Raw genomic sequence first — 22,059 nt, 5'->3', positions numbered from 1 at the left:
CCAGTACAAGGAAGACGATGCGTGGCAGCCTGCATTTCAAGGGTGCGCATCGGCACTGGCGTAAGACGTTTGCCACCCGCCGCCCAGTACCTTGCATAACGTAATGAGGTTGGTAGCGGCATCGGCTTTGCTCTGTTCGAGATTGCTTTGCGCGTCGAGCAACTGCTTTTGCACGTTGAGCACATCGAGAAAGTCGACAGCGCCTGCCTTATATCGCTGGCGCGCAATCGAAAGCGCGCGCAGATTCAGATTCACGACTTCCTGAAGATGATCGTGCCGGCGCTGCTCGGCATCGTAGACAACGAGGGCGTCGTCCACTTCGCGCCATGCTTCCAGCACGGTATGTTTGTAGACGATGGCGGCTTCCTGTTGCTGTGCCTCGCGCAACTGCAGCGTGCCCTTGAGGCGTCCACCTTCGAAGATGGGCATCGTGATCGACGGTCCGACGACGAACTGGCCCGATGCCCAGTTGGCGAGACTGGACAACTGGAGACTCTGGAATCCGGCGCTGCCGTTCAGCGAGATGCGCGGATAGAAGTCTGCCTTTGCCATGCCGATGGCCGCTGTTGCCGCGTGCAGTTGCGCTTCAGCCTTTCTGATGTCGGGCCTGCGCTGCGCGAGCTCGGACGGAAAGCCGATCGGCACCTGGCTGGGAAGCACGGGCACGTCGCGCTGCGCGTCGAGCATCTGCTTGAGCGCGCCAGGCTGCAGCGCCAGCAGGATACCGATTGCATTGATGCTGGTTTCGCTGCGCGCTTCGAGGGTTGGAATCAGACTCTCGATCGTTTCCACTTGCGCGGAAGCATTGGCGACATCGAGGTCGGTGGTGACGCCTTCGCGCACGCGAGTTTGCGTGAGCTTCGTGGCGTCGCGCGCGATCTCCAGATTCTGCTGGGCGATCTGCAGCAGCGCCTGCGTGTCGCGCAGCTGGATATAGTCCCGCGCGAGTTCGGCGCGTGCCGACAGCAAGACTGCGTTGCGCTCTTCATACGAGGCATCCGTCAGCGCGGAAGCCGCTTCGACGCTGCGCCGCACGCGGCCCCAAATGTCGATTTCCCACGATGCGTCAAAGCCGAACTGATACAGGTTGTAGGCGGGCGAGCCCTTCGAGCCAGGCATCGCTGTCACGCCCAGCGGCGCGTTGCCCGATGCCGATTGCGACTGCGTCCCCGTCGGCGTGACACCGAGCAGCGACAGGATGCCGTTCTCGCTGCCACGTTCGCGGTCATACGAGGCGTTGGCGTTCACGGTCGGGTATTCGGCGGCGCCTGCCACGCGCTGCTCGGCGCGGCTCTGACGCAGACGCGCGGAGGCCGCGGCCACGTCGAGATTGGCATCTGCCAGTTGTTTTTCGAGCGCATTCAACGTGGGATCGTTGAACAGCGTCCACCATTCCGGGTTGAATTCGGACTCGACAGGTTTGCTGGGTGCCTGCGCGGTTTCCGTGCGATTGAAGACATCGGGCGTAGCCGAGGTCGGGCGCTCGAAATTGGGACCGACCAGACAGCCGCTGAGCGCAAGACTCAGCAGAACCGCTAACGCGGACGTCCGAAAGGACAGCGTGATCGCGTTCATTTCTGTTCCGCTCCTGCAATCGTCGCATCGCCGTGCCTGTTCACGGCCACTTCTGCCTCGACGGAAAGCCCCACGCTCAATTCCGACGCGGCCGCCTGGCCGGGATCGATGGTGATCTTGACGGGTACCCGCTGCACGACTTTCGTGAAGTTACCCGTTGCGTTGTCGGGCGCGATGGGTGCAAAGCTCACGCCTGTCGCGGGTGCCAGGCTCTCGATATGACCGTGGATCACGACGCCGGGGAAACTGTCCACCTTGATGTTCACCCGCTCGCCGGGCCGCATGCGGGTGATCTGGTTCTCCTGGAAGTTCGCGACGACATACGCATCCGAGAGCGGCACGAGCGCGAGCAGCGGCGCGCCGGGTGTGATGTACGCACCCACGCGCACCGAACGCCGGCCTACCTTGCCGGCGACGGGCGCGTGAATTTCCGTGTACGAAAGATTCAGCTTCGCCTGTTCCAGCACGGCTTCCGAATGCGCGAGCGCGCCCGCTGCCTTGTCGCGCTGCGTTTGCAGCACGTCGAGATTCTGTTCGGTGGCGGCAAGCACGGCGCGGTCTCGCGCCTGTTGCGCGAGTTGCTCGGCGAGCGTACTCGTGGCGTGCTGCTGTTCTTCCATCGTGCCTGCACCGGATTCGGAGAGGTTCTGGTAGCGCGCAGCGTTGGCGCGCGCAAACCCGATGGAGGCGTCGTCGGAGCGCAACGTGGCACGCGCCTGATCGACCAGCGAAGGATGGCGTGCGATCTCGGCGTCGTAGTTCGCGACGGCGGCTTTCGCTGCCGCGACATCGGCTTGCGCACTTTGCAACGCGGCCTGGAAGTCGCGATCGTCGATGCGCACCATCAGTTGTCCCGCCTTCACCTGCTGGTTGTCGTCGACCAGCACTTCCGATACCTGTCCGGCAATACGCGGCGCGACCAGCGTGAAATCGGCAGCGACGTAGGCGTCGTTGGTGGATTCCGTGTCCGGGTTGGCGAGCAGCTTTGCGCATCCCCATGCGGCGACGCCGAGTACCACGATCACCGCGGCGGCGCGAATCAGTTTGGGGGAGAAACGTTTGACGGATGACATGGCAATCGACGGTTAGCGGTTGGAGGGCGGTGTCGTGCTCCACGGCGGATAGATACGCACGGGCAGCACGGGAACGAGCAGCAGAACGGCGATGGCGATCAGGCCCATCACGCGGTAGAGATCGGCGGAAGTGAGCACCACCGCCTGTTCGTGAATGCGATGTGCGAGCTCGCCGAGACCATGGGCCGCGTCGATGCTCTGACTCGAGATCAACGCGTTGTTGCCGAGGTGATCGACCAGCATGCTCGAATGAAAGTGCTCGCGTGAAGTGCCGAGGCCATCGATCAATGCCGTCGCCGCCACGGCGGAGAATGACTTGACGGTGTTGAACATCGCCGAGGCAAAGGGGCCTTCCGTCGGCGGCAGGCCAGTCGTCACGCCCATCAGGATCGCCATGATCACCATCGGCTGCGCGATGATCTGCAACGATTGAAGCCAGTAGAAGTTCTCGCGGATCCACTCGGAAGTCATGACGCTGCCGAGAAAGCATGTCGTGGCGACGAGCGACAGTCCGAACGCCATGATCCATCGCGAGTCGACCCGGCGAAGATTCAGAAGAGCGGCAGTCAGGGGCAGCGCAATGAGCAGGGGAATGGCCACCAGCAGAGCGAGCGGCGCCGTTTGCAGCGGCCGGTATGTGTGGACCTTCGCGAGAAACTGCGCGGGAATTGCGGCCACGCCGACCAGCAGCATCACGGCGCCCACCAGCGTGGACAATCCATGCGAGAAATTCCTGCGATACAGCAGTTGCAGCTTGAAGAAAGGCACGGCGGCATACCACTCGTTGATCAGGAACACGACGAGAAGCAGTGCGCCGCCAAAAAGCGTCACGCAGATAAAAGAGGAATTCAGCCAGTCGAGACGGTCGCCCTGCAACAGACCCATCACCAGCATCGCGACAGCCGGGCCACCCGTCAGCACGCCCGTCCAGTTGAACGACGCGAATCGTTCCAGCTTGACTGGATCTTGCGGCAGTCCGTACTGGATCGCTGCACAGCTCAGCAAGCCGAACGGTACGGTCTGCCAGAACGCCATTTTCCAGCTCACATACTCCGTCCACAACGCCGCGAGCGGCGTGCCGATGCTGGGGCCGAAGGTCGCTGTCAGCGCATAGCCTGCGAGGCCGTACAGTTTGATTTTGGGCGGCAGATAGCGCAGCGCGACGATGATCAGCATGGGCGGCAGGCAACCGCCCGCGATGCCCTGAAGCACCCGCAGCACATAGAACGCCGGCAGGTTCGGCGCGAGGGGACAAAGAAAGCCGAACACCATCGTGGCGACGACGGCTGCAATCGTGAACCGCTTCAAGGTGAACGTGATCCCGAACCATGGCGCGAAGATCATCGTCGTGACATTCGCGGCTTCGAAGAGCACGGTCAGCCAGCTGCCGTCGTCATGGCCGATCGAGAGTGCGCCGCGGATGTCGTTCATGGCGAGCGCAGTGACCTGCTCGTTGACGATGGCCAGCAGCGACGCAAGCAACATCCCAACCAGACCGATGCCCACACGTATCGACAGCGTGGCCTGCGAGGGTGCCGGTTGCGCGGGCGTCGGCGCGGCGACGGGCGTGGCCGGTTGTGTCGTCGGAGGTTGGGCAATCGTCATGAGGATTCGCTCGGTAAATTGCATTCAAATGACTGGTCGGCCATTTACATAGTTAATTAACCATGAATTCACGCACTTTCTTCACTGTGCGATGTGAATGATTCTAGGATTCGAGTCGAAGTTCTTGAAGCAGACGTATGTAACGTTTCAGGCCATTTCATTCGACAATCTGGCCAATAGCGCTTTTTCAAAGGCTTTACGCCGGCAAATGGAAATTGTCTTTTTCCATTTGTTCAATTGGGCGATATCGTCATAAGGATGCCTGCGAACAGGCGTTTCGCTCATGCGACAGAAGTCCTATATGAAGGAGATGTAGAGCAGGTTTTATCTGGCTGCGCTACGCGGGGCAAAGGATGCTGAAACTGAAACACATAGTTGTTTTACCCGCATCGACGGAAAACAGGGCGCTGGATAAAATCAGTTCAGGTCGAAAACTATTCGACGGGCAATATTGATTTAACCGTTATTGATTGGTGAGCGAAAATGAGATTCTCGATAAAAGAAACAATCCATTCGGATGATATTTCCAGGATTGAACGTGCAATGAAAAGTGTCGATGATGAGGCGAAAGTCGATGTCAACGTCGGTGCAAATACGGTTTCAGTCGATTCCTGGCTGATGCCCGAAGAATTCTTCGTCGCGTTTCACGATGAAGACTACAACGTCGCCATTCTTGAAGCATGACGGCAGTGTCGTGGCCGGAAATATGCGCAGGCGCGTCCGCCGTCAACGGATGGACGCGCTCCGCTCCGGCACGACAGCCAGACGAAGCTCGCGATAGGCGGACACCAGCGCATCCTGACTGAATGCGCGATTCAGGCCGCTAGGATTCGGCAGCACCCAGATGCGTGCGCCGCCAAACGTCACTGACTGCAGACCCCAGCCGACATCGCGTTTGCCGATCAGTTCGGCAACAGCCATCTTGCCGAGAAAGGCGATGTAGCGCGGGGCATAGCGAGCGATCTTCCGCTCGAACTCCGCGCCGGCCGCCTTGATTTCCTCACGTGACAACTGTTCGGCGCGGGCCGTCGGACGCGCAACGGCCGTAGTCAATCCATACCCGTATTCGAGCAGGAAAGGGCCGTCTTCCGGGCTTAGCTGTTCGCGGGTGAATCCCGCAAGATGAAGCGTGCGCCAGAACCGGTTGCCGCGCCCGGCGAAGTGCTGGCCCGATGCCGCAGCGCGCAAACCCGGGTTGATTCCGCAAAAGACCACGGACAAGCCGGGTTCAAGAATATCTGCAAGCCCATCGGGCGCATCGGCGTGAGTCATGCCACTCATTCTCCTATGGCATCCAGTTCGAGCGTTGGCTCGTCCACCGTACCGCGAAAGCGTTGACGATATTGCTTGGGCGTCACGTTCAGACGCCGGGCAAACGTCGTGCGCATATGTGTGGCGCTATGAAAGCCGCACTTGAACGCGACCGTCTTGAGCGGCACGTCGGATTCTTCGAGCAGCTTTCTCGCGGTATCCACGCGGACCTGTTCGACAAATGCCGATGGCGTCACTTTTGCATACCTGGCAAACAGGCGGGAGAACGTACGCCGGCTCACGGAAACGGCACTGGCCAGTTGCTCGATGGAAAGCACGTCCGTGATGTGATCCATCACGTAGCGTTGCACCTTGCCGATAATGGGATCCTCGTCCTTGCGCACGCCCACGTATGGGCTGTATTGCGACTGGCCACCTTCGCGCTGGATGTAGACCACGAGGCGCTTCGCGACGCGCACGGCCAGTTCGTGTCCATGATCTTCGGCCACGAGCGACAGGCATAGATCGATGCCCGCCGTGACACCCGCCGACGTGAAGAGACGGCCGTCGCGGATAAAGATCCTGTCTGGTTGCACGCATGCCTGGGGAAAGTCGTCGGCGAGACGATCCGCTTCGGCCCAATGTGTCGTGACCTCGCGGCTATCGAGCAGCCCCGCATGCGCGAGCAGGAACGCGCCATTGCAGACGGAGCCATAGCGCATCGCGCCCTGTGCCTGACGCCGCAGCCAGTCGAGAAATGCAGCGGGCGGCCGGAAGTCGGGCAACTGTGGTCCGCCTGCAATCAGCAGCAGATCACATTGCGAGTCGAAGGCTTCATAGCCGAAAGGAACGGCAATCTGCATGCCGTTGGAAGCCGTGATCATGCCCGCCTCATATCCGACGAATGAGATCTGATAGTGCTGATGCGCGGGCAGAAACGTATTGGCTTCGGCGAATACGTCGAGTGGACCGGCGACGTCCAGCGCTTGCACGCCATCGAATATGACAACCGCGACTTTCATTTCGTGACCTTCATTGACTAACGGCATAACGGCACGCCGTTCGCGTCTCTCGATTACCAGAACCCGACGCAACGTGCAGCCGATCAGCTTATCGTAAGAATCTGGGGGAACTGTGGCGCTGGCGGAAAATGTCACAGGTACTCTTTCCGGATTATCAGGTTTGCAAATCGAATGGCTTTATTTTCAGAAACTGCATACGCAGTTTTCTATGTGCCGGCACATCGCATGGTTTGAATAGTGCACCAGAAAGACGTCGAAAGCGATGACCAGAAACGGCAACTCTTTGGCCCGTGAATGACGCTCTCAGACGCGCTTGTGAGCGCGCCCGTTGTCACAATAGAAGCGAAGCCTTCGCAATTCTTCCGGTGCACATCACAAGCGTGCTGGACGAGCCGGCAATGCACGGTGAACCCGTCATGCCGATTCTCCGCAAACTGGTGTCGAACATACATTGTTCTCGAGTTGGAAGGGATATTGGCCTTTGAAACGGACGTGCGGATAACGCACGCCCGTTTCCCATTCGAGACAACCATGACCCGCAACCCAAACACCGCTGCACAAGTCCTTCAGTACGCCGATGATGCTGGCGAACGCATGTCGGGTGCCGACATCATCCTGCGCGTGATCAGCGAGCAGGGCGTCGATACGCTGTTCGGATACAGCGGCGGCGCGATCCTGCCAACGTACGATGCCGTGTTCCGTTTCAACGAAGCGCATCGGAACGATCCCAAACATCAGATCAAGCTGGTCGTTCCTGCCAACGAGCAGGCAGCGGGCTTTATGGCAGCGGGTTACGCGCGCGCAAGCGGCAAGGTCGGCGTATTCATGGTGACGTCAGGGCCGGGTGCGACCAACGCTGTGACGCCTATCGCCGACTGCAACGGCGATTCGGTCCCTGTCGTGCTGATATGCGGACAGGTGCCGCGCGCCGTGATCGGCACCGATGCGTTTCAGGAGGCACCCGTTTTCAACATCATGTCGGCATGCGCGAAACAGGTCTTCCTCGTCACCGATCCGGAGAAGCTGGAGCAAACGCTGCGGGCGGCCTTTGAAATCGCGCGCACGGGGCGGCCCGGACCTGTGGTGGTCGATGTACCGAAGGACGTCCAGAACTGGATGGGCACGTACAAGGGGCGTGGAACGCTGACCTTTCGCGGCTATTCGGATCGGTTGCGAATGGTTGCCAAAGGCGCGGATCTCGATGAAGCGAAGCGCACGACGTTCTTCGATCTGCTCGCGCAGAGCAAGCGGCCGCTGCTGTATGTCGGCGGTGGTGTGATCGCTGCGAATGCCGCGAGCGAACTGCGGCAGTTCGCCGAGCGCTACTGCATTCCTGTCGTCAACAGTCTGATGGGGCTGGGTGCGCTTTCCGTGAAACATGAACTGTCGCTTGGCATGCTTGGCATGCACGGCGCCGCCTGTGCGAACTACGCGGTCGAAGATTGCGATTTCCTCATCGCCGTGGGCGCGCGGTTCGATGATCGCGTCGCGGGCGGACGCCCCGAGGCATTTGCGCCTCGCGCACGCTACGTCGCGCACATCGACATCGACGAGGCGGAGATCAACAAGGTCAAGCGGGCGCACTGGACGCACATAGGCGATGCGCGAGAAGCGCTTCTGTCTCTGATGGTGTCGAGCCGTGAGATACAGGCGCCCTCTGAATGGCTCGACCATGTGCAGGATCTCAAGCAGAAATACGGCATGAATTACGACCGGAAGAGCGAATCGATCCAACCTCAGTATGTGATCGAACGGCTTGGCGACATGACGGGCGGCAAAGCGATCGTTACCACAGGTGTCGGCCAGCATCAGATGTGGGCTGCGCAGTTTTTCGATTTCGTCGAGCCGCGCAGCTTTCTGACGTCCGGCAGCATGGGCACCATGGGATTCGGTTTGCCCGCAGCAATCGGTGCTCAATTCGCGCGGCCGGATGCCGTGGTGATCGATATCGATGGTGACGGCAGCATTCGCATGAACATCGGTGAGCTGGAAACCGCGAGTACCTACGCTGTGCCCGTCAAGGTACTGCTGCTCAACAATCTGGGCGACGGCATGATCCGGCAATGGCAGCATCTGTACTACGAGGGGCGGCTGTGCGTGAGCGACAAGACGCTTCATCGCAAGGACTTCGTGATGGCGGCGCGGGCGGATGGATTCGAATTCGCCAGTCGTGTCGAGACGATCGACGAACTGGACGGCAAACTCAGAGCCTTTCTTGATTTCGATGGACCGGCCTTCCTCGAAGTCATGATCGACCAGAATGCCGATGTCTATCCGATGGTGGGACCCGGTCAGAGTTACGCGACCATGATCACGGGACCATTCATTCCTTCGCGGAGCCATCCTGATGCGCGTGGCGAGCGCGCGGGACGTCAACCGGCTGCGGACATGTTCTGACGGCGCTCGCCGAGGCATTCAATCAGGCAGCATCCGTTTTTGGAGCAGATGAGCATGACGGGACAAACAATGGATTTCGATGCCGCCATTCGTGCGTTGGCGCATCCCTATCGACGACAGGTACTGCAATGGCTGGCCAACCCCGACGAGTACTTTATGGAAGCCGGGTATTCGGCACTTCGCGCGGTGTCGGTCAGCATGCTGCATGCACGAAGCGGACTGTCGCAATCGACCGTGTCAGTCCATCTGTCGCAGCTCGAGCGGGCGGGGCTGATCAAGGCTCAGAAAGTGGGCCAATGGGTCTTCTTCTCGCGCAACGAAATGGCCATTCGCGAACTGGCGGAGTGGCTGTGCTCCGATATCGCGAGGGTTGATAGCCTGGAGTAAAACTCGTTGCGCACTCATTCTTTGCTAAGAGTGGATCTGCACAATGGCTCCTGTCGACAACAAGTGTTCATACCACGCGACAGGAGCGAATCGTGAACAGTAAATATCTTGCATCACTCGCAGTAGCAGCAACGGCAGTGGCGTTTTCGATTGGTACGGCGCAAGCGGCGCAAGGCTGCGGACCGGGAGGCTGGCGCAACGCATGGGGCCAGTGCCGATATTCCGCTCCCGTCGTCTATGCGCCGCCGCCGGCTGTTTCGACCTATGCATGCCCGCCGGGATATTGGCTCGGTCCGTGGGGACACTGCCGCGACACGCCTTATCATGGCCGCTTGCCGAACGGGATGTATCAGTGACGGTCGAGAGCCGGGTGTTCCGCATGCAAGCCGGACGATGGATTCCGCTTTCCTGCGGAGCACCTGCGTATCAATGTTTATTCCACTATCGCAGTCTGATCCGGTTGAACGTCACGCGGCATGCACACAGGCTAGCGCCGGCGTAAGAACGTGTTCATCTGGCAATCTTCGAACGCCGCCGTCCACCGCGAACTGTTCATGTGCGAGATCGATCATCGCAGCCATGGCCGCCGTCACGATCGAATCCCTGCTACGAATGAAGACGGTTTTCACATGGGCGAATTCTGCGGGCAGCGCGTGACAGCGCACATCATGGCGTGTGCCATGACCTTCCACCACTGATCTCGGCAGCAAGGTAATGCCCATTCCCGCCGCGACGCACGACATGATGCCGTCCAGCGTGCCCAGTTCCATCACCTGGCCCGGAATGATGCCTGCCTGATAGAACCAGTGTTCGAGTGTCGAGCGGTAGAAGCAGCCGGTCCGGAAGGCGAGCACGGTTTGTCCCGACATCTGCTGCGCGAGCGCAGCCAGCGAGCCGGTTTCGATGCCGGTCACCAGCACCAGTTCTTCTTCGAAGACTTCTTCCTGATGCAGCGAAGTACTCTGATGAAAGCCGCCGACGAACGCGCCATCCAGCCGATGACATTCGACGGCCTTGATCAGTTCATTCGTCGTGCCTGTCATCAGCGATAACTGAACTTGCGGAAAACGCTCGTGGTACTTCGCCAGTACTTTGGGCAGGCGTATGGCTGCCGTGGTTTCCATCGACCCGAGCCTTAGCTGTCCACGCGGCGACGCGTTATCGAGCAGCGCATTGCGGCTTTCGTCTGTTAGCTGAAGAATACGTTGCGCGTAGCCCAGAAAGATCTGCCCCGCCGACGTCAGCACCGTGCCGTTCTTCTGCCGGATGAACAGTTGCTGGTTCAACTCGGACTCGAGTTCCTTGATACGCATCGTGACGTTCGATTGAACGTTATGGATTTTCTCAGCCGCCGCCGTGAAGCTGCCGCATTCGGCTACCGCACAGAACATTTTCAGGTGTCGCAGTTCCATCATGCGCCTCGCCGGATCACTTCTGATGATGACGATTCAGGCTAGCACAATGGGTCGCGTGATTGCCTTGCGTGAAGGGATACAAACGCGCGCATCGTTGACGTGCAGGAAAAGCGCCTCTATTGCCGCTGTGCTTCGCCGGCCGGCTCGGGCCTGGCCTGGATTGCCAGCGACAGGCATCCGAGCGAGAGTCCGACCGCGCACACGCCGGGCCACTGCCACACGCTCCACGCCCAGATACCGAGTGACGAGCCGAGCGCGCCGCCCGCGAAGCGGATCGTCATGTAGAGCGTGTTGATGCGGCTCATCGCATCGCTCTTGATGCTCATGTTGCGCGCCATGTTGGCGACATGTCCGCTCTGCAAACCCAGATCGAGCACGATCACGCCCGCGGCGAGGCCCGCGACGGTGTGGCCCGTTGTCGCGAGAATCACGAAGGCCAGCACGAAGATCGCGCCACTCACGATGACGACGACGCGCGGATTGCGCGAGTCGATCAGCTTGCCTGCCCACGTCGAGGCGATCGCGCCGACCACGCCGACCAGCCCGAATAATCCGGCGACTTCGCTGCCGTAGTGCGGGTCCATGGCGCGCAGATGAAACGCGAGCGTGGCCCAGAACGCGGAAAACGCGGCGAACTGGAGCGACGCGACAGCGGAGGTCTGGCGGATCAATGGCTCTTCAGTCAGAAGAGTCCACAGCGAGGCCATCAGATGTCGATAGGTGCCTTTGTACGTGGGCAATGCGCGTGGCAGGGCATACGACAGCACGACGGCCGTAACGAGCATTGCCGCCGCTGCGATCCAGTAGACGGCGCGCCAGCCGACATGCTGCGCGATCGATCCCGAAACAGAGCGCGAGACGAGGATGCCGCACAGCAGGCCGAACATGACGATGCCCACTGCTTCGCCGCGCTGCTGCGCCCCGGCGAGTTGCGCCGCGAACGGCGTGAGCAACTGTGGCGCGACGCTGGCGAGGCCGGTCAGGAAACTGGCGGCGACGAGCCAGTACAGCGTGGGTGAGATCGCGATGGCGGCGAGCGCGACGCTGGCGATGCATAGAAGCGTGCGCAGCATCGCGCGCCGTTCGAGCTTGTCGCCGAGCGGCACGAACAGCAGCAAACCGAGCGCGTAGCCCGTTTGCGCCGCCACGGACACGAGACCCGCCTGACGGTCGCTGCTGTGAAACGCGAGCGCGAAATCGGCCAGCAGGGGCTGGTTGTAGTAGTTGTTCGCGACCACGACGCCTGCGGCGCCGGCCATCAGCCAGAAGATCGAGCGTTGGGTTTGCATGGGTGGCGGCACCGTTGTTGTCGCGTTCACAACGAATGTAGACTATTCCGGAAATCGCCGGTATCCCATCGATGTGGCAAGCAGCCTTGCCAAATCCGGAAGAGTGAAGTTATGGACCGATTCGAAGCGATGTCCGTCTACGTCAGGGTGGTGGACGCGGGCAGCCTGTCTGCGGCGGCGCGTGCGATTCCGATGTCGTTGACGTCGGTGAGCCGGCACATATCGGCGCTTGAAGCGCAGTTCGGCGCGCAGTTGTTGCGACGCACCACGCGCAATCTGGCGATGACGGACGAGGGGCGCATTCTGTACGACCGCGCGAAGGCGATACTTGGCGAGGTGGATGAACTGGGCAGCGCGTTGTCGGCGGGGCGCGGCAAGTTATCGGGGCGATTGCGGATTGCTGCGCCGACGTTGCTTGGGCGTCATCTGATTGCGCCCTTGCTGCCGGGATTTCTGGCGCTGCATCCCGAGGTGGATATCGATCTGCTGCTGGTGGATCGCGTTGTCAATCTGGTGGAAGAGGGTTTGCACGTTGCCGTGCGGGTTGGCAGGTTGCCTGATTCGAGTCTGGTTGCGCGCAAGCTCGATGACATCCAGATGGTGGTGTGTGCGGCGCCTTCGTACCTGGCGCGGCGTGGCGTGCCGCGTAAGCCCGAGGATTTGCGGCAGCACGATTGTCTGGTGTTCTCGGATGCACCGGGGCCGGTCGACTGGCGGTTTCAGTCGGGGGCTGCGCGTATTCGGGTCGGGGTGACGGGGAGGTTATGGGTGAATAGCCTCGATGCGCTTGTGCGGGCCGCAGTCGATGGAGCTGGGGTGGTGCGGGTGCCGGCGTGGCAGGTGGCTGAGGATGTCGCGGCGGGACGGTTGCAGGTGGTGCTGGAGGCGTTTGCGGCGCCTGCGACGCCGGTTCATCTTGTGTTTGAGAGGGCCAGGCTGTCGTCGCCGAAGATTAAGGTTTTCATAGAGTATGTGGTTGAGCAGTGGTGCTCTTGATTTTGTTTTTGCTGTTGCTGTTGCTGTTGATTTGGCTGGCGTCCGCGATTTGTTAGTGGTACTCCACGCGTTGCCCCTGTGCGGGGCGGCACCTACTTTTCTTTGCAGCGGCAAAGAAAAGTAGGCAAAAGAAAGCCGCTGAACACCATCCACTACGGTCGTTGCCTGCGGGTCCCCAGCCGGTCCTATCCTTCATTCGGCATCGATTCTCTTGATGCCCGCTGCCAGCGCTCCTTAAGGGCGCATCACCCTCTTCAAACACCCACGTCTCAGCGGGCCTTACCAGTTCGGCCCAGGTCGCCCAGGTGGCAAACGGTGTGTCGGCTATCGCGCCTTATACGCATCACTCCGGACTGAAAAGCAAAGGCGGTGTCTCTTGTAGGATCGCCGACGCATACGGCGCGACAACCTACACACCGTTTGCCACCTGGGCTGCAGATACGATTCGCTGCCGCTGGCTGCGCTACGGGTGATTGGAGTGGGGTAGGCGACTATTCGAAGCGTGGGCAACGGGCGGTGACTGAGAGGTTGCCGTGTGAAGGATAGGACCCGTTGGGGGCCCGCAGGCAGTGACCGGAGTGAGTGGTGTTAGCCCGCTTTCTTTTGCCTACTTTTCTTTGCGGCGGCAAAGAAAAGTAGGTGCCGCCCCGCACAGGGGCAACACTAGCAGACCACTAACAAACCGCGGATGCCAGCGAAAGCGAAAGCAAAAGCAAAACCCCAAAAGCAAAACCCCAAAAGCGTCGCAGACAACACCCCCCCTTCACCGATTCACCAACTCCTTCCGATAAGAAAGCGCCAGCGCACACCCAACCAACATACAAACAGCAAACCCATAAAGCCCGGCGCTTTGCGAATGAAACGTATCCCTCAACCAGCCGATGAAATAGGTACTTCCAAACCCACCAAGATTCGCAATCGAGCAAGCAAAAGCAATCCCACCAGCCGCCGCAGAACCCTTAAGAAACGTAGAAGGCAACGACCACACAACCGGCATGGCAGCCGCAGCACCCGCATTCACCAGAGAAAACAGAAGCACCGTCGTCAACGTGCCATGCGAACCGCCAGCAGCAACAGCCAGTGCCACAGCAGCCACAGCAAACGGCACCACGATATGCCAGCGCCGCTCCCGCATACGATCCGAACTCGCACCACACCACAACGTGCCGATCACGGCGATCGCATTAGGTACTGCCATCAGCCAGCCAATCGAATACGCATCCTTCACGCCCGTGTCGCGAAGAATCGTCGGCAACCAGAAGCTCACAGCGTAAAGACCCAGCAGCACGCACAGATCGATCAGCCCCAATGCCCACACCTTCGGATCAACAAACGCCGCCTTCAGCGAATGACTCTTGTTGCCCGCCGGATCGGCATCCAGATTCGCCCGCAGTGTGCGTTTCTCGTTCGCATCGAGCCACTTCGCCGATTCGATGTTGTTCGGCAGCCAGCGCAGAATCGCAAAGCCAAGCACCACGGACGGCACCGCCTCAATCAGAAACAGCCATTGCCAGCCGCCCAGGCCATGCGCGCCATCGAAGAAACGCATGATCCAGCCGGAAATCGGACTGCCGATCATGCTCGACAGCGGCAACCCCACCATGAACAGCGCAACGATCCGCGCGCGTCGTGCATCGGGATACCACTGCGTCAGATACAGCAGCACGCCCGGCAGAAAGCCCGCCTCCGCAACACCCAGCAAAAAGCGCACGGTGTAGAACTGCATCGGCGTCTTCACGAACATCGTCGCGCCCGACAGAATGCCCCACGTAATCATGATGCGCGCAATCCACAACTTCGCGCCCACGCGCTGCAGGATCAGATTGCTCGGCACTTCGAACAGGATGTAACCCGCAAAGAAAAGACCGGCGCCAAGACCGTAAATCGTGTCGCTGAACTTCAGCGCGTCGAGCATCTGCAACTTCGCAAGCCCGATGTTGATGCGGTCGAGATACGCCGCGAAATAGCACAGACAGAAAATGGTGATCAGGCGAAACGTGACCTTGCGGTATAGCTCGCCGTGTTGCGTGGCGGCGGGAGAAAGAGCGGCGCTGCCGGATTGCACGGTGGACATGTGGACTCCCCTGTTGGGATAGGTCGAATTGAAGTTTGCCGTTCGATGCGTGCACACACCGAGCGCTCACAGTCATCTGTATAGCATGTCAAAATATAAGCGTATACGCTCGAAATTACCCTGGTGTCCGGAAGCTCCGCGGATTTTTGCAGGCATGTCGAAAAAGCGTGAATCGTTCATACGTGACAAGGCATTAGAAAGAGAGAAACCCATGCGGCAATGCGATCAGATAGTGCCGATTGCGCACATGATTTGTGCGTATGCGCTCAAATATGCAGTGTTGTCGCTGGAACCTGAAACTGACAGAAAGGCGCTCTGCAGGCCGTCCTGACGCAGGATCAGGCGATAAACACCGTTCCGTCGGGGCGCACATGGCAAACAGAACGTGCACAGAAGCGTTTTTCACGCGCGATCACCTCGTACGCGATTTCCGTCAGAACCGCTGATCTGGCGCAACACGCACCTTGACTCGCATATCGCATGCCAAGGTTGAGGGTGTACACTGCATTATTTCCAGCTATCCGGGCCATCGCAGGCCGCACGTCCATGCCGTCTCACAAGGATTCATACGACTTTCACGATCAGGTCGGCCATCTGCTGCGCCGCGCCTATCAGCGTCACGTGTCGATCTTTCAGGAAGCCATTCCCGATTCGGATCTCACCGCCGCGCAATTCGTCACGCTGTGCGCCGTCAAGGAGACGCAGGGCTGTTCGCTCAACGACATCGTCAAGGCAACGGCCATCGATCAGGCCACTATCCGCGGCGTGGTCGAGCGTCTGAAGGCGCGTGCGCTGATCGAAGTGCTGCCCGACCCGAACGACGGCCGCAAGCTGCTGGTGCGCACGACGCCCGCCGGTATCGCGCTGATCGACCGCACGGTGCCGTTCGCGACGCAGGTCACCGAGCGCACCTACGGCACGCTCAATGCGGGCGAACGCGTGGCCCTGCTGTTCCTGCTGCGCAAGATGATGGAGTCGGACGGCGAGTGAAAGCCGTGACGTTAAAGGGCGGAACGCGCGTCAGATCGGCTGGGCGTGTTGCGCGTCGAGCAATACGCCGGCTTCGCGCAGCCCTGCGCGGATCGTGTCAGGGGTAAAGGGCGGCGCGGTAAAGCGCACGCCTGTCGCGTCGTAAATCGCATTCGCCAGCGCAGCCGGTCCCGGCACGGAAGCCGATTCACCCGCGCCTAGCGGCGGCTCACCCTGGCGCGGCATCAGCACCACATCGACAGCGGGCAGTTCCGGAAAGGTCAGAATCGGATAGCTGCCCCATTCGCGGCTCGCGACCTTGCCGTCAGCAAAACGCACGCGCTCTTTCAGCGAGCGGCTCAGCACCTGTACGACGTTGCCGTGTATCTGATGACGCACGCCGTCCGGGTTGATCATCGTGCCGGTGTCCTGGCCGATGGTGACGCGCTCCACGCGGATTTCGCCTGTCACGCGATCGACCACCAGTTCTGCCACCCACGCTGCCCACGCGGCGCCAAATCCAGGGAAGCGGCTGTGCACGTAGCGCGCATACCCAATGCCGCGTCCCCGCACGAACCGTTCTTCGCCTTGTATGGGCGCCTGGCGCGGTGTGCGCGCTTTCCATCCCGCACGTTTCGCAACGGCTTCGAGCAGTTCGGCGGCGCGCGTATCGTTGAGATGACGCAAGCGGAATTCGAGTGGATCGACGCCGGCCAGCGCGGCCATTTCATCGGCGAATGAGTCGTGCGCAAACGAGTTCGGCAATGCCGATACGCCGCGCAGCCAGGCTGCCCGCACGATAGGCGCGAGATCCTCGCAGACGAAGCGGCGATTGGCGCTCACATACGGCGAGACCGCCGTGCGATCGCCCATTTCGAAGATGCGCGGCTCGCTGGCGACCACACGCGTCAGCAGCGACGCAAGCAAGGGCGCATCGTTCGATGGATAGCGCGTGACGAAATCGTAGCCCGTCATGCGCCCATCGCGCGTGACGGTGCCGGTCACGTTCACGACCTGTCCCGTGCCTTTCGGCTCCCACGCATGCTCATCGGCGCGCGAAAGCTGCACGCGTACCGGCTGGCCGACAGCGCGCGACAGCAGCAGCGCGTCGCCGCATACGTCATCGGCGCAATTGCGCCCGTAGCAGCCGGCCGCTTCCATGCGGACGATGTCGATATCGGCTTCGTCGCGCCCTGCGAGCGTCGCGAGGTCATAACGCAGCGACACGGGGTTCTGCGTGCCCGACCAGATGGTGATGCGGCCCGCGCCTGGCTCGCGATAATCGGCGAGTGCGCACGATGGCCCGATCGAACCATGCATCTGATACGGCCACACGTAGGTGCGGGAAAGGGTCAACGAATCGGGCGCGCGCCGCGCGGCTTCGACGTCGCCCTCTTCGAGCAATGGACGGCGCGTAGCAGGTGCGGCTGCAATGGCCGCAGCGGGATCATCGAGTGAAGGCAGCTCGGGCAGCGGCTTCCATGTCACGCGCAGTTCGCGTGCTGCGCGTATCGCCTGTTCCTCGCGCTCGCACACCACGCCGATGAAATCGCCCTGCACGACGACAGCACGCAAGCCCGGCACATGCGCAACCGAATCACGATCGACGTTATCGAGCAGTCCGCCGACAAACGCTCCGCTGTCCAGCCCCGCATACGGCGGCCGCACCACGCGTCCATGCAGCATGCCCGGCACGCGCATGTCGTGCACGAACGTGAGCATCCCCGTCGCCTTGGCGGGAATGTCCACGCGCGGCGCGGACTTGCCGATCACGCGATACGTCGACGGATCTTTCACATTCGCCTTGAGATCAAGGTCGAGCGTGATGCGCTTGCCTGCAACGAGGTCGGCAAAGCTCACGCGGCGCGCGTCGGGCGCAGCAGCGAGAAAGACTTCGGCGTTATCGGTAGCGAGCGCTTCGACGTCTGCGCCGAAGCGCTCGGCGGCAAGCTTCAGCAACGCATGACGGGCCTGCGCAGCGGCGCAACGCAATGGCGTGGCCGAAATCTGGATCGACGCGCTCGCGATAGTCGGCCCCTGGTTCGGCGTGACGGCCGTGTGTCCAAGCTGCATCGACACGCGTGCGGCGGGCACGTCGAGTTCTTCCGCGACGATCTGCGCCAGCGACGTACGAATGCCCGTGCCGAGATCGACGTGGCCGTTGAACGCGAGAATGCGCCCGTCATCGAGTATCGCGACGAATACTTCCGCCGCCTCGGGCACGAACGACGAGAGGCTGCCGGGCTGGCCGGGCGCGGGCTTGACGGGCGGTGCGGGTTGACGCGCGATGGCGAGGCAGCCTTCGCGTGCGAGCAGTTCGGAGCGGTTCACGGCAGACAATTCCAGTGAGGACGGAGCATCCGTCCCGATTGGCGGCGCCATGTCCGGCGGGCCAACCGGGGTCACGTTAAGTGGCCAAATTCAGCGCGTCAATGGGCGTGCTCAGCCGCGCGCCGCCTCGATCTCGACGATGGCCTGCGCCAGCGGCATCACTGCGGCGTATTTCTGCTGCATGTCGAACAGATTGGCGTTGTGCGGCTCGATGGCGCGGTCGCCGACGCAATCGGACAACACCAGCGGCCGGAAGCCGTACGACATGGCATCGACCACGCTGGCGCGCACACAGCCGCTCGTCACGGCGCCCGCGACCAGCAGCGTCTGCACCGCGCGCTGCGTGAGCCACGGCGCAAGCTGCGTGCCGAAGAACGCGGACGGGACCGTTTTGCGCACCACGAGTTCGCCTTGCACGGGCGTCAGTTCGGGCACGATGGCGCTGTTGGGATGATCTTCCGTGAGGGTGGCCATGCCGGGCACTTTCAGCGAGAACACGTTGTCGTCGCTGCCATCGTCGGCATAGACGATGCGGCTGTGCGCAACCGGCCAGCCGTTGCGGCGTGCAAGTGCGAGCGCTTCCTGCGTGCGTGCGATGGCGGACTTGATGTTGCCACCGCCGAACGTATTCGGATCCGCGAAGCCGACCACCAGGTCGACGATCAGAAGGCCGATGTTGCCGTGCACGGGCAGCGGCGTGCCGAAACCTTGCTGCTGATAGACAGCGGCTTCGGCGTGTTGTGAGAGATCAGTCATGTCGGGTATCCAGTGTCGGGATGAAGTTCATGCACGGCGTGCGCTCACGCAACCACGCGGCCATCGCGCACGACGGTTTCATCGTCCAGTTTCACGGTACAGCCACGCAGCGGAATGTCGATGTGGCACGTGGTGGTGCGGCTGCCGCCGCCTTCGTTGTTCGGTCCGAGCGAGAACAGGAAGTTGCCTTCGAATGCGCGCGCATCCATGCCGATGGTCGCTTCGCGGTCGTAGAGGCCTAGCGTCGACCAGCGCGCACGCGGTTGCAAGCCCCAGCCGATGTGCGAGATCGCGTAGCCTTCAGGGTCGTTGAAGGTTTCCATGTAGTCGCGCAGCAAGGCCGCATCCACACCGCCTTCGATCTTCGTCGCGTAACCGCCTTCCACCGTCAGCACGATCGGCTCGTTCACGTAGATCTTTTGCGGCAGCAGGATGTCGCCGCGATCGATCACGATGGTGCCGTGCGCAGTGCGGTCGTTCGGGAACGTCAGCGCGAAGCCGCTCGGCCAGTGGTCCCAGCGGCCCGGTTCATCGACGAAACCATATTCGGCGATTGGCCCGAACTCGCCCATCGGACACACCAGCGCCGTGCCAGCCGGCGACGACACGCGCATCTCGCGCGCCGCGCCGATCTTCTTCGTCGCAGCGAGCACGCGCTCGCGGTCCTGCATGGTCGGCACGAGGCGCGCGAGTACTTCGGGCGGCTCGACGGCGAGCAAAATCTTCGTGCCGGACTTCAGGATGTCGTGCTGCTCGGGCGAGAACAGCAGGGTCATCAGGTCCAGCACGAGATCGCTTTCCTTGAGCGCCGCGATGGCCGCGCGGTTGCCTGTCAACGGCGTGGTGCCGAGATAGGCGAGCGAATCGCGGCTAAACGCCTTCTCGCCATTGACGGGCGGCAGATCCAGCCGGTTGACGATCGCGCCCATCGACTGCGTGGCGATCAGCGCACACGCGAGCGTCTGTGGATGCGTTGACGTGCTGGTGAGAATCGTGACCGTCTGACCCGCTTCGAGACGCGACAGCGTGAGCACTTCCTTCCATGCTTCGATCAGTTGATAGTCGCTGATGGACATCGTGTGTTCTCCAATGGATGCGATGCGTCAGATGATTGCCGCTTCGGCAGATCGCTGCGACAGCGGCGCGCCGAGGAACGCGCCGAACGCTTCGTAGAAACCGGCGGCGTTGTCCCACGGAATCATGTGGCCTGCGTTCGGCACGCGCACGTGCTGCATCGCGGGCGTCGCGCGTTGCAGTTCGGCGACGTCTTCGTCGCGCACCACGTCGCCGCGTTCTGCTGTGATCAGCAGCGACGGCACGTGCAGCTTTGCGGCGTCGGCGTGGAAATCGTCGGTGTGGAAGCCTTCGTACGAGGCGAGGATCGCGCGTTCGTCACATGTATGCAGCCATTCCGCGCGCAGCTGCAGTTCTTCTTCGGTCCACGTCGGGCAAAACGCGCGCATGCCTTCGGCGTCGGTGCCTTGGCGTGCGAGCGCCATCGAATCGATGTACCAGGGCAGCTTGCCGGGATATTCGCGGCGCCCAGGGCCGGACACGGGTGGATCGACCAGCACCACGGATGCGAGTCCACGCGGCGCACGCAGCGCGGCGCGTGCGGCGATGCGCGCGCCCATCGAATGACCGACCAGTGCGAAACGTTCGAGACCGAGCGCGGCTGCCAGCGCGACGACATCGTCGGCTTGCGCATCGAGGCTGTAATCGAGCGTGCCGGAGGCTTCGGAAAGTCCGCGTCCGCGCACGTCGATCACATACGTGTCGAAGCTCGCGCCGAACACTTCGCCGACGAAACCCCATGTAACGGCAGGACTCGTGATGCCCGGAATCACGATGACGGCGGCCCGCTTCGCGCGTTCACCGCCCGCGCCGCCATAGCGCAGGTAATGCTGACGGATACCGTTGGCAGCGATATTCGCGCCATAGAGAAAAGTGCTCGACATGAATTGCTCCGATGAATGGCGATGAAGGCGGTTCGTCAACGCTTAGTAAGCGCCCGACAGCAGCGCGCCTGCGCCGGGAACGATCGGTTCGAGATCGAGTTCACGCAGCATCGCGTAAGTCGTGGCAATCGCCGCTGTAATCACGGGCTTGCCCGTCATGGCCTCGACCTTCGCGACGGCTGCCAGCGACGGCATCTGCACGCAAGCGGACAGCACGATGGCGTCCGCATCCTTGTAGTCGAGCGTCTTGACGATCTCCGGCAGGCGCGCGGGATCATGCCGACCGACTTCGAGGTTGTCGGGGATTTCGAGCGCGCGATAGTCGAGCACCTCATAGCCTTCGTGACGGATGTAATCGACCACCAGTTCCGTCAGCGGCTTCATGTAAGGCGCGACCACGACGATACGCTTCGCGCCGATCACCTTGAGCGCATCGACGAGTGCGCCTGCACTCGTCAGCACGGGCGCTGCCGCGCCGTTTTCCGCCGTGTGCTTCGACAGGCGCGCCTGCGACACGCGGTGATAGCCGCGACCCATCGCCATGATGGCGACGAGACATGCATAGCCGAGCACATCGACGCGTGCGTCCGACAGTTCGACCGCGCAACGGTCCGATTCCGCATCCATCGCAGCCAGTTCTTCCTTCACGACCTTTTTCATGCGCATGCGGCTCGAATGAAACGTGAAACGCTCGGGGCGAATCGCTTCGCGCAGGCGCAGCATCGCCGGGATTTCCGTTTCCATCGTGGTATTCGAGCTCGGCACGATCTGGCCGATCCGGTAAGTCTTGCTCATGACGCGCACTCCATTGCAGTTGGGCGGCGACGAAGCCCGGCTGTGTGGGCATCGTCGGAAATTTGAGCAAAGTCTAGCGTGTACATTTTAAATGCACAACGGGGAAAAGAACTGTGTCGCAATGCCTGCATCATATATAGCCAAAAATGCACGAAACGACGTAGTG

General features: G+C 61.3%; 20 protein-coding genes. 6 read left to right on the top strand and 14 right to left on the bottom strand.

Features of this window, described 5'->3' with window-relative positions; all coding sequences use genetic code 11:
- Window positions 1-36 precede the first annotated feature (36 nt).
- The 4 genes from DK391_RS06140 to DK391_RS44150 all read right to left on the bottom strand — a co-directional run bounded on the left by DK391_RS06140 (window position 37) and on the right by DK391_RS44150 (window position 4,538).
- Window positions 37-1,575 carry an efflux transporter outer membrane subunit gene (locus DK391_RS06140; protein ID WP_109477098.1) on the bottom strand — a complete coding sequence of 513 codons (1,539 nt, stop codon included), beginning with the start codon at window positions 1,573-1,575 and terminating at the stop codon, window positions 37-39.
- On the bottom strand, window positions 1,572-2,648 hold the full coding sequence (locus DK391_RS06135) for an HlyD family secretion protein (protein ID WP_109477097.1): 1,077 nt from the start codon (window positions 2,646-2,648) through the stop codon (window positions 1,572-1,574). Before DK391_RS06135 ends, DK391_RS06140 begins: the two co-directional genes overlap by 4 nt.
- Before the next feature lie 12 nt (window positions 2,649-2,660).
- Entirely contained in the window at window positions 2,661-4,253 is a 1,593-nt protein-coding gene (locus DK391_RS06130) for an MFS transporter (protein ID WP_109477096.1), read from the bottom strand.
- Between the two features lie 147 nt (window positions 4,254-4,400).
- Window positions 4,401-4,538, bottom strand: a complete 138-nt coding sequence (locus DK391_RS44150; protein ID WP_162600699.1) for a hypothetical protein — start codon at window positions 4,536-4,538, stop codon at window positions 4,401-4,403.
- Window positions 4,539-4,736: 198 nt separating this feature from the next.
- Here DK391_RS44150 and DK391_RS06125 point away from each other — a divergent pair, with 198 nt between their 5' ends.
- A complete protein-coding gene (locus DK391_RS06125) occupies window positions 4,737-4,937 on the top strand; it encodes a hypothetical protein (protein WP_109477095.1) in 201 nt (66 codons plus the stop codon).
- A gap of 42 nt (window positions 4,938-4,979) precedes the next feature.
- Here the strand turns inward: DK391_RS06125 and mug are convergent, their stop codons facing one another.
- Window positions 4,980-5,525 carry a G/U mismatch-specific DNA glycosylase gene (mug, locus tag DK391_RS06120; protein WP_109477094.1) on the bottom strand — a complete coding sequence of 182 codons (546 nt, stop codon included), beginning with the start codon at window positions 5,523-5,525 and terminating at the stop codon, window positions 4,980-4,982.
- 5 nt (window positions 5,526-5,530) lie between these two features.
- The gene (locus DK391_RS06115) at window positions 5,531-6,526 is read right to left on the bottom strand and encodes a GlxA family transcriptional regulator (RefSeq protein WP_109477093.1); all 996 of its coding nucleotides are present in this window, start codon (window positions 6,524-6,526) and stop codon (window positions 5,531-5,533) included.
- Between the two features lie 531 nt (window positions 6,527-7,057).
- Here DK391_RS06115 and ilvB point away from each other — a divergent pair.
- The 3 genes from ilvB (at window position 7,058) to DK391_RS06100 (ending at window position 9,666) form a co-directional block, all read left to right on the top strand.
- Window positions 7,058-8,923, top strand: coding sequence for a biosynthetic-type acetolactate synthase large subunit (gene ilvB / locus DK391_RS06110; RefSeq protein ID WP_109477092.1), 1,866 nt, complete (start codon window positions 7,058-7,060; stop codon window positions 8,921-8,923).
- A gap of 48 nt (window positions 8,924-8,971) precedes the next feature.
- Entirely contained in the window at window positions 8,972-9,310 is a 339-nt protein-coding gene (locus DK391_RS06105; RefSeq protein ID WP_109477091.1) for a metalloregulator ArsR/SmtB family transcription factor, read from the top strand.
- Between the two features lie 92 nt (window positions 9,311-9,402).
- The gene (locus tag DK391_RS06100) at window positions 9,403-9,666 is read left to right on the top strand and encodes a hypothetical protein (RefSeq protein ID WP_109477090.1); all 264 of its coding nucleotides are present in this window, start codon (window positions 9,403-9,405) and stop codon (window positions 9,664-9,666) included.
- 111 nt (window positions 9,667-9,777) lie between these two features.
- On the opposite strand, the gene DK391_RS06095 is transcribed toward DK391_RS06100, so the two are convergent.
- Entirely contained in the window at window positions 9,778-10,725 is a 948-nt protein-coding gene (locus tag DK391_RS06095) for a LysR family transcriptional regulator (protein WP_239482718.1), read from the bottom strand.
- Window positions 10,726-10,841: 116 nt separating this feature from the next.
- Complete coding sequence (locus tag DK391_RS06090; protein WP_109477089.1) at window positions 10,842-12,014, bottom strand: MFS transporter; 1,173 nt, start codon at window positions 12,012-12,014, stop codon at window positions 10,842-10,844.
- 111 nt (window positions 12,015-12,125) lie between these two features.
- On the opposite strand from DK391_RS06090, the gene DK391_RS06085 reads away from it, so the two are divergent.
- Complete coding sequence (locus tag DK391_RS06085) at window positions 12,126-13,010, top strand: LysR family transcriptional regulator (protein WP_109477088.1); 885 nt, start codon at window positions 12,126-12,128, stop codon at window positions 13,008-13,010.
- 763 nt (window positions 13,011-13,773) lie between these two features.
- Here the strand turns inward: DK391_RS06085 and DK391_RS06080 are convergent.
- Window positions 13,774-15,084, bottom strand: coding sequence for an MFS transporter (locus DK391_RS06080; protein ID WP_109477087.1), 1,311 nt, complete (start codon window positions 15,082-15,084; stop codon window positions 13,774-13,776).
- A 546-nt stretch (window positions 15,085-15,630) separates the two neighbouring features.
- Here DK391_RS06080 and DK391_RS06075 point away from each other — a divergent pair.
- Window positions 15,631-16,074 carry a MarR family winged helix-turn-helix transcriptional regulator gene (locus tag DK391_RS06075; protein WP_109477086.1) on the top strand — a complete coding sequence of 148 codons (444 nt, stop codon included), beginning with the start codon at window positions 15,631-15,633 and terminating at the stop codon, window positions 16,072-16,074.
- 30 nt (window positions 16,075-16,104) lie between these two features.
- Here DK391_RS06075 and DK391_RS06070 read toward each other — a convergent pair whose 3' ends face one another.
- From DK391_RS06070 to DK391_RS06050, 5 genes are all read right to left on the bottom strand, one after another.
- On the bottom strand, window positions 16,105-18,384 hold the full coding sequence (locus DK391_RS06070) for a molybdopterin cofactor-binding domain-containing protein (RefSeq protein ID WP_109477085.1): 2,280 nt from the start codon (window positions 18,382-18,384) through the stop codon (window positions 16,105-16,107).
- Between the two features lie 111 nt (window positions 18,385-18,495).
- On the bottom strand, window positions 18,496-19,140 hold the full coding sequence (locus DK391_RS06065; RefSeq protein ID WP_109477084.1) for an isochorismatase family protein: 645 nt from the start codon (window positions 19,138-19,140) through the stop codon (window positions 18,496-18,498).
- Between the two features lie 44 nt (window positions 19,141-19,184).
- Window positions 19,185-20,216, bottom strand: coding sequence for a 2,5-dihydroxypyridine 5,6-dioxygenase (locus tag DK391_RS06060; protein ID WP_109477083.1), 1,032 nt, complete (start codon window positions 20,214-20,216; stop codon window positions 19,185-19,187).
- A gap of 27 nt (window positions 20,217-20,243) precedes the next feature.
- Window positions 20,244-21,098: an alpha/beta hydrolase gene (locus DK391_RS06055; protein WP_109477082.1), complete on the bottom strand. Its 855-nt coding sequence runs from the start codon at window positions 21,096-21,098 to the stop codon at window positions 20,244-20,246.
- A 42-nt stretch (window positions 21,099-21,140) separates the two neighbouring features.
- Window positions 21,141-21,893 carry an Asp/Glu racemase gene (locus DK391_RS06050; RefSeq protein ID WP_109477081.1) on the bottom strand — a complete coding sequence of 251 codons (753 nt, stop codon included), beginning with the start codon at window positions 21,891-21,893 and terminating at the stop codon, window positions 21,141-21,143.
- Window positions 21,894-22,059 lie beyond the last annotated feature (166 nt).

It is taken from the genome of Paraburkholderia sp. C35 (genome assembly GCF_003121405.1).
Classification (GTDB): Bacteria; Pseudomonadota; Gammaproteobacteria; order Burkholderiales; family Burkholderiaceae; genus Paraburkholderia.
This window is presented reverse-complemented; position numbering and strand designations above follow the sequence as displayed.